Genomic DNA, 13,683 nt, shown 5'->3' with positions numbered 1-13,683 from the left:
ACATGAAGAAGAGAACGATTGGTCAAGTGTTAAGACTGTCAAGAGTAAATTTACACTTAAGTTTACAGGATGTGTCAAATAAGACAGCCATTGAAATTCCTTATATAGAAGCGTTGGAAAACGATGAGTTTGATCTATTACCGAGTCCCTTTTACGCTCAGATCTATCTTAAAAAGTTAGCATGGGCTTTGGGATTAGATGAGTCCATCCTATTGACAGCTTTTCGTGAAGGAAAAGAATTGTTATTTGATGAAGAAATACTTGTAGATGACGAAGAGCTTCATTCAAGAAAATTAAGACAGAAAGCGAGCTGGTTACCAATCCTGTATTATCTACTAGTTAGTTTTGTCATCCTTGGCTTTGTGATTTATATCGTATATTTTTATGAGTTTACAGCATCTGTAAAATAGATGTAAAGATAGTATATTTTTTGGAGGAAGTATGAAAAAAGAAAATATTCCTAATGCATTGACATTAATTCGGGTTGTGATGATTCCTATTTTTATTGCTATTTTAAGTTTAAGTCATTCTTACTTAGGACATATTGTAGCGGCAGTTATTTTTGCGATTGCTAGTATTACAGATTATTTAGATGGCTTTCTTGCACGAAAATGGAATGTAGTTAGTAATTTTGGTAAATTTGCCGATCCAATGGCAGATAAATTATTGGTCATGTCAGCCTTTATCATGATGATTGAATTAAAAATGGTTCCTGCTTGGATTGCAGCCGTTATCATTTGTCGTGAGTTAGCTGTTACTGGTTTGCGTCTTCTACTTGTTGAGACAGGTGGTACAGTTCTTGCTGCAGCTATGCCTGGAAAAATTAAAACCTTTAGCCAAATGTTTGCCATTATCTTTTTGCTTTGCCATTGGACTCTTCCAGGGCAAGTGTTGCTTTATATTGCATTGATTTTCACAATTTATTCTGGTTACGACTACTTTAAGGGAAGTAGCTATCTCTTTAAAGACACATTTAAATAAATGAAACAGATGATTGAGCTAAAAAATGTATCCTTTCGATACGATAACACAGTAGAAGAGTATCAAATTGACACGGTTTCGTTTCACGTGAAACAAGGAGAGTGGCTTTCGATTGTTGGACACAATGGTAGTGGCAAATCTACAGTTGTACGCCTGATTGATGGCCTTTTGGAAGCTGAGTCTGGTGAGATTTACGTTGATGGAAAACAACTGACTCGTGAAACCATATGGGAAATCCGTAGTAAAATTGGGATTGTATTTCAGAACCCTGACAACCAATTTGTTGGTGCGACAGTAGAAGATGATGTTGCCTTTGGTTTAGAAAATCAAGGAATTCCACGGGAAGAAATGCTTCAACGTGTGGAGAAGGCTATTGAGCAAGTTGGTATGCTGGAGTTTAAAGATCGCGAACCATCTCGTTTGTCAGGTGGTCAAAAGCAACGGGTGGCCATAGCAGGTATTATCGCCTTGAGACCAACTATTATTATCCTTGATGAAGCAACTAGTATGTTGGATCCAGAAGGTAGAGAGGATCTAATGGCGGTAATGAGAGAACTTCAAAAAAAATTTCAATTAACAATTATCTCCATTACCCATGATTTAACCGAAATTGCCTTAAGTGATCGAACACTCGTGTTTCAAAAGGGAAAACTAGAGTCTTCTATGACGCCGCGGGAATTGTTTTCAAGAAATGACCTTAATGAGATTGGACTAGATAAGCCTTTTAGTAAGCAGGTTCAAGAATCTCTCAGCTCGCATTTTCCGCTAAAACAGGATTATCTAACAGAAAGTGAGTTATTAGACCAACTATGGGAATCTCTTTAAAGAATGTCTATTATACTTATCAAGAGGGAAGTCCTTTTGAAGGGCAGGCGCTTTCTGATATTAGTTTGGAAATAAAAAATGGATCTTATACAGCCATCATCGGGCATACTGGTAGTGGCAAGTCTACTTTGTTGCAATTACTAAATGGTTTACTGCGTCCGACTAAAGGAACGATTCAATTTGAAGATTTTGTTTTAGATAATCATTCTGAGCCAAAAGAAATGAAGTACCTGAGAAAAAAAGTCGGTTTGGTTTTTCAATTTCCAGAAAGTCAGCTATTTGCGGAAACCGTTCTAGCTGATGTAGCCTTTGGACCACAGAATTTTGGGGTACCTAAGGACAAAGCGGAGGAAATAGCCAAAGAAAAATTAGCGATCGTTGGTTTAGATGAGTCTATCTATGATAAAAGTCCATTTGAACTATCTGGTGGACAGATGAGACGCGTTGCGATCGCGGGTATTTTAGCTATCGAACCAGAGATTTTAGTATTGGACGAGCCGACAGCAGGGCTAGATCCTGCTGGAAGAAAGGAATTGATGGCGCTGTTTGAGACATTACATAAAAATGGGATGACCCTAGTTCTGGTAACTCATACGATGGATGATGTAGCAAATTTTGCTGATACCGTATTTGCTTTAGAAGCGGGAAAACTTGTCCTAAACGGATCCCCAAGGGAAGTGTTTCAACAGGTTGAGTATTTACAAAAACTTCAATTAGGAGTCCCACAAATTACGAATTTTGCTCTTCAATTGAAACGAAGAGGACTTCCTCTGGACAGACTACCAATCAAAATTGAGGAACTAAAGGAGCTGTTACTTCATGAATAATATGATTTTAGGAAGGTATATTCCTGGAAACTCCATTATCCACCAACTAGATCCTCGTGGGAAGTTGCTCTCAATGTTTTTATTCATATTTCTTCTGTTTTGGGCAAATAATATCCAGACAAATGTTCTTCTCTTTGGTTTTATTTTTGTTTTAATGTATCTAACGAGGATTTCGGTTAGTTTTTATATTAAAGGCTTAAAATCAATGATTTTTATCATTGCTTTTACAACTATTTTTCAATTATTTGCGACCTCTCAAGGAACTATTTTGTATCAATGGTGGTTTTTTAAATTAACCGACCAAGGATTGATGCAAGCCGCCATCATATTTTGTAGATTTATTTTAATCATTTTTTATTCGACGATTTTAACCGTGACGACGACACCATTGAGTTTAGCAGATGCTGTTGAAAAGATCCTCACACCACTAAAAATTATTAAGGTTCCGGCCCATGAGATTGGGTTAATGCTATCTATGAGTTTGCGCTTTGTTCCAACCTTAGTAGATGATACGAATCGAATCATGAATGCGCAAAGGGCGCGTGGTGTTGATTTTGGTGAAGGAAATCTATTAAAAAGGATCCGTTCCTTTATTCCAATCCTCATTCCTTTGTTTGCCTCAAGTTTTAAACGCGCAGATGCATTAGCAATTGCGATGGAAGCGAGAGGGTACAAAGGCGGTGAGGGACGAACACGCTATCGGACTCTGCAGTGGGGAGTAAAAGATAGCCTGGCATTGCTTTTTATTCTGTGTCTCATGTTGATAGTTTTTTATCTAAAAAATGGATAGAGCTAGTTGTATTGGTTCAAAAATAAGGAAAAAGCGCTATACAAAGCGCTTTTTACATTAAATTCACATATTCTTGTAACATTTGTAATATATTCTACAATAAACTGTAACATTTTGTGTGTATGATAGAATTATGTTCGAAAGGAGAATAGAATTCATGAACAGTAAAAAGTTCCAATGGACAGTCACTTCCCTACTTTCAGCAGCATCGCTTTTCATTTCTGGTATTGCTACAGTGAATGCTGAAACTTACGAAGTGAAGTCTGGAGATACTCTATCAAAAATTGCACTAGAAAATAACACTTCAGTAGAAAATATTATTGCATCTAACAATCTGACCAATGAAGATTTGATCTATGCAGGACAAATTATTGAGTTAGGTGAGCGTTCAAAATCTATGATTGATAAAGTTGCTCCACAAGAGCAAGCAAAACCTGCTGAAAGTTCACCTACAGCGACTGCAACAGCACAAACTGCTCAAAAACAAACAACTTATGCAGCAAATGCTGCAGTGACTTCTGCACAATCAACAAATGGTGGAATTGTTCTATCAAATGGGAATACTGCTGGAGAACAAGGATCTTATGCAGCTGCTCGTATGGCTGAAATGACTGGTGTACCTGCTTCTACTTGGGAAGCAATTATTGCCCGTGAATCAAATGGTCAAGTAAATGCAGCAAATGCTTCTGGTGCCAGTGGTTTGTTCCAAACAATGCCAGGTTGGGGTTCAACTGCAACAGTTGATGATCAAATCCAGGCTGCATACAATGCATATAGCTCACAAGGTTTATCAGCTTGGGGTTATTAAAAAATAGGTTTACAATTTGTAAACCTATTTTTTTAATGTCTCAAGAATGTCAAGTGGAGAGTGACAAATAAAATCTGGTGAGTAAAGAAGTAGCTCTTCAAGACCTCCAAATCCCCAAGTGACGGCCATGGTTTTTATGCCAACTGTTTGACCTCCAATGAGGTCAAATTTTGTGTCTCCAATAATCACTGTCTCCTCTTTTGGAAGGTCATTGATTGACAAGGCGTATCGAATGACATCGGCTTTGTGGATACGATCTGAATTTGATCCATAAATTCCTTTAAAGTATTTAGCGATATCTAAATCTTGACACATCTGTAAAGCAACTGGTTCATGTTTTGAAGTAGTTACATAAAGAGGAATGTTTTCGTCTTGTAAAGCTTTCAAAGCTTCTACTATCTGAGGAAACAGAGTTGATTTGTATTGACCTTTTTCATGATAATACTGGCGATAGATAGTTACGGCTTGATCTACCAAAGCTTCAGGAAGAGTAGCTTCAAAACTAGAAATCAAAGGTGGTCCCATAAAACTATGGATGGTTTTGAGATCGGGTTGAGGAACCTTCAAAGTATCGAATGTATGTTGAAAACTCTCTGTAATTCCCTTGGAACTGTCAACTAATGTTCCATCTAAATCAAAAAACAAGGCTTGCATGCTATTCTCCAAATATCTCTTTTTGTAATCTACGTCCGGTTGGTGTTGCTGCCAATCCTCCTTCAGCTGTTTCTCTAAAGGCAGTCGGAAGACTAGATCCAACTTGGTACATGGCGTCAATCACTTCATCAACAGGTATTTTTGATTCAATACCTGCTAAGGCCATATCAGCAGCAATGAAGGCATAGCTGGCTCCCATTGCGTTTCGTTTGACACATGGAACTTCCACGAGTCCTGCTACTGGATCACAAATGAGCCCAAGCATGTTTTTGATGACAAAACAGACTGCCTGACTCGCTTGATAAGGAGTTCCCCCAGCAGCTAGTGTCAATGCCGCCGCACTCATAGCTGAAGCAGAGCCAACTTCTGCTTGACAACCACCTTCTGCACCTGAAATAGAAGCATTATTTGCGATCACTAAACCAAAAGCTCCAGCTGTCAGTAGAAAATCTAATTGTTGCTGACGGTTTAACCCTAATTTTTGAGTTGCAGCAGTGAGAACTGCGGGAAGGCAGCCAGCAGATCCTGCAGTGGGTGTTGCACAGACCAGTCCCATTTTAGCATTGTGTTCGTTGACAGCAATAGCATTCTTCGCTGCGGTTAGGACGGTCAAGTCAGATAACGTTTTCCCTGATTTGATATAGCGATCTAATTTTGCGGCATCCCCACCAGTTAACCCACTACGAGAGTGGTTTTCATTTAACCCTAACTTTACAGAATCAATCATCACTTCTAAATTACGGGTCATTAATCGTAGGACTTCTTCTCGTTCACGACCAGTTAGTTCAAATTCAGTTGCAATCATTAACTCTGCGACGTTTCCTTGGTATTGCGTGCTTGCTTGTTCTACGAGGTCTACAATTGAATAAAACATATGAACTCCTTATTTGAAAAAGTTGACATTATGAAGATGAGGAATTTTACGGATATCTTCGATCGCTGCTTCACAACTCCTTGAGTCAACTTCTATAATCATAATCGCTTTTTCTCCAGCTTTTTCCCGTGTTACATTCATTTGTGCAATATTAATATCATAGCGAGAAAGAGCTTCTGTCACATGAGCGATCATTCCGGGGACGTCCTGGTGAACAATGATAATGGTTGGAGTATTCATATTTAGCGAGATAGCAAAGCCATTTAACTCAGTAACCTGTATGTTCCCACCACCAATTGAGATTCCAGTGACAGAAATCGTTTTATGATCATTTTTAACAGTAATAGTCGTTGTGTTTGGGTGAGGAGCATTGCTTTCTTTTTGAATAGACCAAACAATCCGAATGCCTCGTTCATGTGCAATTTTTAGACTATCTGGGATTCTAGGATCATCTGTGTCCATTCCTAAGATGCCCGCTACTAAGGCTAAATCTGTTCCATGACCACGATAGGTTTTGGCGAAGGAATTAAATAATTGGAACTCAACTTCTTTTGGTTCCTCTCCAAAGATAGAAGAAACAATTTTACCAATTCGAACAGCACCTGCAGTGTGACTACTGGATGGGCCGATCATCACAGGTCCAATAATATCAAAAACTGATTGGAATTTTAAAGAGTTCATGCTCTGCTCCTTTGTGATCACTTTACTTCATTATATCAGATATGGCTGATGATTTCTCCTATTTTTCCCGAAATATCTGAGAAATCTTAAAGGGGGCTTAAAGCATTTATATTATCCTGGATTTTTAGTATTTCTAACATCTGACTGAAATATTTGACACATTATTTCAATAAATATGAAATATTTCTTGTGTAGTATAGAGGTATACCAATAAAGGAGTACATAATAATGAATAAAAAACAAATGATGAAACGAATTATTGGACTTAGTTTACTTGCAGGACTTTTCCTTCCAATTGTAGCGAATGCAGATTCTTATACTGTAAAATCAGGTGATACTTTATCAGCTATTGCTAAAGAGAAGAACACAACGGTTGATGCAATTGCTAAGAAAAATAAGATTAGTAACGTGAATCTCATCTCAGTTGGTCAAGTTCTTGAGATTGAAGATGCAAATACAACGCAGAAAACCACGGAGCAAGCTCCTGCTAGTAAAACTGATACTACACAAGCAACAACTACTGTCTCTGCTTCAGATGGCTTGAGTGCGGAAGATGCAGCTGCTAAGGAATGGATTGCCCAAAAAGAGTCAAGTGGTAGTTATACAGCACAAAATGGCCAATATTATGGTCGTTACCAATTGACTATCACTTATTTGAATGGTGATTTATCACCTGCAAACCAAGAAAAAGTGGCCAATCAATATGTTGTCAACCGTTATGGATCATGGTCAGCAGCTAAAAATTTCTGGTTGGCAAATGGCTGGTATTAAATTCGTTTAAAAAGAGTTCTTGAATAGGACTCTTTTTATATTTACAGACTTGTAAACCCATCGATCCTGATCAACAAAAAGAATAGTAAGATGCTTGTTTTCTAATATAAAGCGTGTTAAAATGGTAACTGCTCAAAACGACCTTCAATCGTTGAAGCAAACCACGACCTTCAATCGTGAGAAACGAAAAGATGGGAGAAATCTATGAGTGATAACTCGAAAACACGTGTTGTTGTTGGTATGAGTGGTGGTGTGGATTCATCTGTAACAGCTTTATTATTAAAGCAACAGGGTTACGATGTCATCGGCATCTTCATGAAAAACTGGGACGACACAGACGAAAATGGCGTCTGTACAGCTACAGAAGATTACAAAGATGTAGCAGCGGTTGCAGACCAAATTGGCATTCCTTACTATTCTGTCAACTTTGAGAAAGAATACTGGGATCGTGTCTTTGAATATTTCCTTGCTGAATACCGAGCTGGTCGAACACCAAATCCGGATGTCATGTGTAATAAGGAAATCAAATTTAAGGCCTTTCTAGATTATGCTATGACACTCGGTGCCGATTATGTAGCGACAGGGCACTATGCGCGCGTGGCGCGTGATGAGGATGGCATTGTTCATATGTTACGTGGCGTTGACAACGGGAAGGACCAAACTTATTTCTTAAGCCAACTGTCACAAGAACAACTTCAAAAAACCATGTTCCCATTGGGACATTTGGAAAAGCCTGAGGTTCGCCGTCTAGCTGAAGAAGCTGGATTGGCAACAGCTAAAAAGAAAGACTCAACTGGAATTTGCTTTATCGGAGAAAAGAATTTCAAAGAGTTTCTAGGGAACTACCTTCCTGCCCAACCAGGTCGAATGATGACCATCGATGGACGAGATATGGGCGAACATGCTGGTTTGATGTATTACACAATCGGTCAACGGGGTGGGCTTGGAATTGGTGGCCAACAAGGTGGAGACAATGCTCCATGGTTTGTAGTTGGTAAAGACCTCAGTCAAAATATTCTTTATGTCGGGCAAGGCTTTTATCATGAAGCATTGATATCAACAAGTTTACAGGCTAGTCAAGTTCACTTTACACGAGATATGCCAGAAGAGTTTATATTAGAGTGTACAGCTAAGTTCCGCTATCGTCAACCAGATTCTAAGGTAACTGTACACGTTAAAGGTGACAAGGCAGAAGTGGTTTTTGCAGAACCTCAACGAGCCATTACACCAGGACAAGCTGTTGTTTTTTACGACGGTGAAGAGTGTCTAGGCGGTGGCTTGATTGACAATGCTTATCGGGATGGAAAAGTTTGTCAGTATATTTAAATTGACAAATTTTCTCAATTTGCTACAATAATAAAAGCAATAGAAATGATGGTCAAAGCTCATGGATGTTGCAGGCTTTTTTGTCCTGCACTTCTCAGAGTTTTGACTATTTTTGTGTGATTTCGAAAGGAAGTAAAATGAGGCAACAGGATTTTCGAACGAAAATAGGTTCTACTGTTTTTGGTGTGAGGGCGACTGCTTTGATTGTAAAAGATAATCGCTTGTTCGTCATAGAAGATGAGGACGGCTGTTATACAATCGGAGGTGCTATTCAAGTCAATGAAACTACAGAGGATGCGGTAGTTCGTGAAGTCAAAGAGGAACTTGGTGTTACATCTACAGTAGGTCCGTTAGCTTTCGTGGTTGAAAATCACTTTGAACAAGCTGGAATCCAGTACCATAACATTGAATTTCATTATTTGGTGGACTTGCTGGAAGATGCACCTTTGGTCATGCAGGAAGATACAAAGCAATTACCTTGTCGTTGGATTGCTTTAGATGATTTACATACTGTTGACCTGAAACCGGCTTTTTTAAAATCAGCCCTACCAGACTGGGACGGAAAATTACGACACATCCATCTTGAAAAATAGGAGAAATAGAATGAATTATAACTTTATAGAAGAATACGATATCATTGTAATCGGTGCGGGGCATGCGGGAGTAGAAGCCTCTCTAGCTGCTAGCCGTATGGGTTGTAAGGTCTTACTTGCGACTATTAACATTGAAATGCTGGCTTTTATGCCTTGTAATCCCTCTATTGGTGGTTCTGCTAAGGGGATTGTCGTGCGTGAAGTCGATGCCCTCGGTGGAGAAATGGCGAAGAACATCGACAAGACCTACATCCAAATGAAAATGCTCAATACTGGTAAAGGTCCTGCGGTTCGTGCACTTCGGGCTCAAGCAGACAAAGAACTTTACTCAAAAGAAATGCGGAAAACGGTTGAAAATCAAGAAAATTTAACTCTTCGCCAAACTATGATTGATGAGATTTTGGTGGAGAATGGTAAGGTTGTTGGTGTAAGGACTGCAACTCACCAAGAATATGGAGCAAAGGCTGTTATTGTCACTACTGGGACAGCTTTACGCGGAGAAATTATCATTGGAGATCTCAAGTATTCGTCAGGACCTAATCATAGTCTAGCTTCTATCAATTTGGCCGATAATCTCAAAGAGCTAGGATTAGAAATTGGACGTTTCAAAACAGGGACGCCACCTCGTGTAAAGGCGTCGTCAATTAATTATGACGAAACGGAAATTCAACCCGGAGATGAAGCTCCAAATCATTTTTCTTATACATCGCGTGATGAAGATTATGTAAAGGATCAGGTTCCTTGTTGGTTAACTTATACGAATGGGCATAGCCATGAGATTATCCAAAATAATTTACACCGGGCACCTATGTTTACAGGGGTTGTAAAGGGAGTAGGTCCTCGCTATTGTCCGTCCATTGAGGATAAAATTGTCCGTTTTGCTGACAAAGAGCGTCATCAACTATTTTTAGAACCTGAGGGACGAAATACAGAAGAAGTCTATGTTCAAGGGCTGTCAACGAGTTTACCAGAGGATGTTCAACGGGATCTCGTCCATTCTATTAAGGGACTTGAGAAGGCAGAAATGATGCGAACGGGTTATGCAATTGAGTATGATATGGTTTTGCCTCATCAATTGCGCGCAACTTTGGAAACTAAGAAAATTTCAGGTCTCTTTACAGCTGGCCAAACCAATGGAACGTCTGGCTATGAGGAGGCCGCTGGTCAAGGGATTATTGCAGGGATCAATGCGGCTCTAAAAATCCAAGGAAAACCAGAACTCATTTTGAAACGCAGTGATGGTTATATTGGGGTCATGATCGATGATTTGGTAACAAAGGGAACGATCGAACCATATCGCTTGTTAACAAGCCGTGCAGAATACCGTCTGATTTTGCGTCATGATAATGCCGATATGCGCTTGACAGAAATGGGACGAGCAATTGGATTGGTAGATGATGAACGTTGGCAACGTTTCGAAACTAAGAAGTATCAGTTTGAAAACGAGATGAAGCGTTTGGATAGCATTAAGTTAAAGCCTATAAAGGAAACCAATGAGAAGGTTGCTGCAATGGGCTTTAAACCATTGACAGATGCTGTCACTGCTAAAGAATTCTTGCGACGACCAGAAGTCTCTTACCAAGATGTGGTAGAATTTATTGGTCCTGCAGCTGAAGAACTGGATGATAAAATCATTGAATTGATTGAAACTGAAATTAAATATGAAGGCTATATTTCAAAAGCAATGGACCAAGTCGAAAAAATGAAGCGTATGGAAGAAAAACGAATTCCTGCGAATATTGACTGGGATGATATTGACTCCATCGCAACCGAAGCTCGTCAAAAATTTAAATTAATTAATCCAGAAACGATTGGTCAAGCAAGTCGTATCTCAGGTGTCAATCCAGCGGATATCTCTATTTTAATGGTTTACTTGGAAGGTAAATCTCGGAGTATCTCCAAAAACAAAGCAAACCACTAATAAAATGGGGCAGAGATGATGTTTCAGCCTCAATTTTATGGATTGAAATCTGTTGTTAATATTTACACAGTTGTAAACATTGTTTACAAAGTAGTGAAGCGGAGGAAGAGCTTTTTACAGGTCGATCTTCTCTGTAATATAGAGAGAAACCTCGCTTTTTACCTCTATTTATGGTATAATTCCGAGAAGAGGTTTATGATGAAAAAATTTCGTTTATCGTTCATCCATTATGTGTTAATTGGTTTTATTTCATTTGCAATTTTAGCAATTTTTTTAAGAATCTTTGGCAAAGGCTATGTAACTCTCATTGCAATTTTTTTAGTCTTAGCTGGATTGATTGCTTTATTTGAATACCAGTTACAAATTTCAGAGTTAGATGAATTAGAACAAATACAATACGTTAACCATCAGGCAGAAAGCGGATTAGCATCCCTCCTTGATAAAATGCCTGTTGGAGTTATCAAAATTAATGAAGAGACAAATGAAGTAGAGTGGTTCAACCCTTATGCTGAATTGATTTTTTCAACAGATGATGGGGACTTTGATGTTGAATCCTTGAAAAAGTTACTCAATACTCTGTTTGAGGATAAAGGTCATTATGTCACTGTAGCCGATAAGAAATATTCTGTTTACTTTGATCAGATGTCTAGTGTTGTTTACTTTTTTGATGTTTCAAGTGAGTATGAAGCAACTGTGGGATTGGTGACAACTCGTCCCGTTATCGGTATTATTTCTGTTGATAACTATGATGATCTAGAAGATGTCATTTCAGACTCTGATATTAGCAATATCAATAGTTTTATTGCCAACTTTGTAGAAGAGTTTACAGCTCATTACCATATGTTTTACAGACGTGTGGGGATGGATCGTTTCTATTTGTATACAGACTACACGGTCTTAGAACAGTTGATGGAATCAAAATTTTCTGTCATCGATCAATTCCGTGAAGAAGCTAAAAATCGTGAGCTACCTATTACCTTAAGTATGGGATTCTCGTATGGTGACGGGGAGCATGATGAGATTGGTAAAGTGGCTCTCTTGAACCTAAACCTTGCGGAAGTTCGTGGTGGGGATCAAGCAGTAGTCAAAGAAAATGATGAACAGAAAAACCCTATTTTCTTTGGTGGTGGAACAGCTTCGGCTGTGAAGCGGACTCGGACTCGCACACGCGCTATGATGACAGCTATTTCGGATAAAATTAAATCCGTTGATCAAGTTTTCATTGTTGGGCATAGAAACTTGGATATGGACGCTTTAGGAGCGTCTGTGGGGATGCAGTTTTTCTCTAGCAATATTTTGGCTTCCTCTTATGTGGTCTATGACCCGCATGCAATGGCTAGTGATATTTCAAGAGCAATTGCGAAACTAGAAGAAGAGCAGGTGACGAAAATCCTTCCCCTAGAGGAAGCCATGCAAATGGTGACGGATCGCTCTTTGTTAATTATGGTGGACCATTCTAAGACAGCCTTGACTCTTTCAAAAGAGTTTTATCAGGAATTTAAACAGATTATTGTCATTGACCATCACCGTCGGGATGATGATTTCCCTGAAAATGTTCTGATCACCTATATTGAAAGTGGAGCAAGTAGTGCGAGCGAATTGGTTAGTGAACTGATTCAGTTCCAGAAGTCGAAGAAAAATCGGTTAACGAAGATTCAAGCTAGTGTCTTGATGGCTGGGATTATGCTGGATACTAAGAACTTCTCCGCACGTGTTACGAGTCGGACCTTTGATGTGGCGAGTTACCTTCGTTCAAGAGGTAGTGATAGTGTAACCATCCAGGAGATCTCTGCGATTCAGTTTGATGAGTACCGCGAAGTGAACGAACTGATCTTGACTGGTGAAAAGATTTTGCCACATATCATCGTAGCTTGTGCCAATACGACTAAAGCCTATGATTCAGTAACTATTAGTAAAGCAGCTGATAGTATGCTAGCCATGTCTGAGGTGGAAGCAACCTTTGTCATTGCTTGCAATCAAAGTGGGACTGTCTCGATTTCTGCACGAAGTCGAAGCAAAGTCAATGTACAGCGTATCATGGAACAGCTTGGCGGAGGAGGTCATTTCAATTCGGCAGCCTCTCAAATTGAGGGTCAAGATTTGATGAGTATTCGTCAACAACTGATTGAGACTATTGAAAACGAAGTAACTATTGAAAAGGAGAATGTAGAATGAAAGTTATTTTCTTAGCGGATGTAAAAGGTAAAGGTAAAAAAGGCGAAATTAAAGAAGTGCCTACTGGTTATGCACAAAACTTTTTGATCAAGAAAAATCTTGCGAAAGAAGCCAATGCCCAAGCAATCGGTGAGCTTCGTGGAAAGCAAAAGTCAGAAGAAAAAGCGCATGCTGAATTGTTAGCAGAAGCGCAAAAGATTAAAGCAAAATTAGAAGAAGAAGCAACTGTTGTTCAATTCACGGAAAAAATTGGGCCAGATGGCCGTACTTTCGGCTCTATTACCAATAAAAAGATTGCAGAAGAGCTTGAGAAACAATTTGGCATTAAAATTGATAAACGTCATATCCAAGTTTCCTCTCCAATTCGTTCAACAGGTTTGATTGACGTCCCTGTAAAAATTTATCAAGATGTTACAGGTGTGATTAATATTCGTGTAAACGAAGGGTAAACACGATC

The 13,683-nt window shown here is 39.0% G+C and carries 15 protein-coding genes; 12 read left to right on the top strand and 3 right to left on the bottom strand.

Annotated features, from left to right (window positions below; translation table 11 throughout):
- Positions 1–2 precede the first annotated feature (2 nt).
- From NFR56_RS05075 to NFR56_RS05050, 6 genes are all read left to right on the top strand, one after another.
- Entirely contained in the window at positions 3–410 is a 408-nt protein-coding gene (locus NFR56_RS05075; RefSeq protein WP_023919990.1) for a helix-turn-helix domain-containing protein, read from the top strand.
- A gap of 31 nt (positions 411–441) precedes the next feature.
- Entirely contained in the window at positions 442–981 is a 540-nt protein-coding gene (gene pgsA, locus NFR56_RS05070) for a CDP-diacylglycerol--glycerol-3-phosphate 3-phosphatidyltransferase (protein WP_003009208.1), read from the top strand.
- Positions 982–1,806 carry an energy-coupling factor ABC transporter ATP-binding protein gene (locus NFR56_RS05065; protein ID WP_134974250.1) on the top strand — a complete coding sequence of 275 codons (825 nt, stop codon included), beginning with the start codon at positions 982–984 and terminating at the stop codon, positions 1,804–1,806. It begins immediately after the preceding gene.
- Positions 1,791–2,633, top strand: a complete 843-nt coding sequence (locus tag NFR56_RS05060) for an energy-coupling factor transporter ATPase (protein ID WP_134974251.1) — start codon at positions 1,791–1,793, stop codon at positions 2,631–2,633. Before NFR56_RS05065 ends, NFR56_RS05060 begins: the two co-directional genes overlap by 16 nt.
- Complete coding sequence (locus tag NFR56_RS05055) at positions 2,626–3,423, top strand: energy-coupling factor transporter transmembrane component T family protein (protein ID WP_134974252.1); 798 nt, start codon at positions 2,626–2,628, stop codon at positions 3,421–3,423. The genes NFR56_RS05060 and NFR56_RS05055 overlap by 8 nt, the downstream gene beginning before the upstream one ends.
- A gap of 157 nt (positions 3,424–3,580) precedes the next feature.
- The gene (locus NFR56_RS05050) at positions 3,581–4,231 is read left to right on the top strand and encodes a LysM peptidoglycan-binding domain-containing protein (RefSeq protein WP_134974253.1); all 651 of its coding nucleotides are present in this window, start codon (positions 3,581–3,583) and stop codon (positions 4,229–4,231) included.
- Between the two features lie 24 nt (positions 4,232–4,255).
- Here the strand turns inward: NFR56_RS05050 and NFR56_RS05045 are convergent, their stop codons facing one another.
- Genes NFR56_RS05045 through sdaAB form a run of 3 tightly spaced genes read right to left on the bottom strand, consistent with a single transcriptional unit; the run spans position 4,256 to position 6,440 of the window.
- Positions 4,256–4,885, bottom strand: a complete 630-nt coding sequence (locus NFR56_RS05045) for an HAD hydrolase-like protein (RefSeq protein WP_134974254.1) — start codon at positions 4,883–4,885, stop codon at positions 4,256–4,258.
- Between the two features lies 1 nt (position 4,886).
- Positions 4,887–5,759, bottom strand: a complete 873-nt coding sequence (gene sdaAA / locus NFR56_RS05040) for an L-serine ammonia-lyase, iron-sulfur-dependent, subunit alpha (protein ID WP_045760056.1) — start codon at positions 5,757–5,759, stop codon at positions 4,887–4,889.
- A gap of 9 nt (positions 5,760–5,768) precedes the next feature.
- Positions 5,769–6,440: an L-serine ammonia-lyase, iron-sulfur-dependent subunit beta gene (sdaAB, locus tag NFR56_RS05035; RefSeq protein WP_003002135.1), complete on the bottom strand. Its 672-nt coding sequence runs from the start codon at positions 6,438–6,440 to the stop codon at positions 5,769–5,771.
- 228 nt (positions 6,441–6,668) lie between these two features.
- On the opposite strand from sdaAB, the gene apf reads away from it, so the two are divergent.
- From apf to rplI, 6 genes are all read left to right on the top strand, one after another.
- Positions 6,669–7,211, top strand: a complete 543-nt coding sequence (apf, locus tag NFR56_RS05030; RefSeq protein WP_003009194.1) for an aggregation-promoting factor — start codon at positions 6,669–6,671, stop codon at positions 7,209–7,211.
- A gap of 204 nt (positions 7,212–7,415) precedes the next feature.
- Positions 7,416–8,537: a tRNA 2-thiouridine(34) synthase MnmA gene (gene mnmA / locus NFR56_RS05025; RefSeq protein ID WP_134974255.1), complete on the top strand. Its 1,122-nt coding sequence runs from the start codon at positions 7,416–7,418 to the stop codon at positions 8,535–8,537.
- Between the two features lie 137 nt (positions 8,538–8,674).
- Entirely contained in the window at positions 8,675–9,130 is a 456-nt protein-coding gene (locus NFR56_RS05020; RefSeq protein ID WP_134974256.1) for an NUDIX hydrolase, read from the top strand.
- Positions 9,131–9,140: 10 nt separating this feature from the next.
- Positions 9,141–11,051, top strand: coding sequence for a tRNA uridine-5-carboxymethylaminomethyl(34) synthesis enzyme MnmG (gene mnmG, locus NFR56_RS05015; protein WP_134974257.1), 1,911 nt, complete (start codon positions 9,141–9,143; stop codon positions 11,049–11,051).
- A 198-nt stretch (positions 11,052–11,249) separates the two neighbouring features.
- Positions 11,250–13,226 carry a GGDEF domain-containing protein gene (locus NFR56_RS05010; protein ID WP_478444620.1) on the top strand — a complete coding sequence of 659 codons (1,977 nt, stop codon included), beginning with the start codon at positions 11,250–11,252 and terminating at the stop codon, positions 13,224–13,226.
- On the top strand, positions 13,223–13,675 hold the full coding sequence (gene rplI, locus NFR56_RS05005; RefSeq protein ID WP_003002156.1) for a 50S ribosomal protein L9: 453 nt from the start codon (positions 13,223–13,225) through the stop codon (positions 13,673–13,675). Before NFR56_RS05010 ends, rplI begins: the two co-directional genes overlap by 4 nt.
- The last annotated feature ends 8 nt before the right edge of the window (positions 13,676–13,683 follow it).

The organism is Streptococcus caecimuris, assembly GCF_943193075.1.
In the GTDB taxonomy this organism is placed as follows: Bacteria; Bacillota; Bacilli; order Lactobacillales; family Streptococcaceae; genus Streptococcus; species Streptococcus caecimuris.
This window is presented reverse-complemented; position numbering and strand designations above follow the sequence as displayed.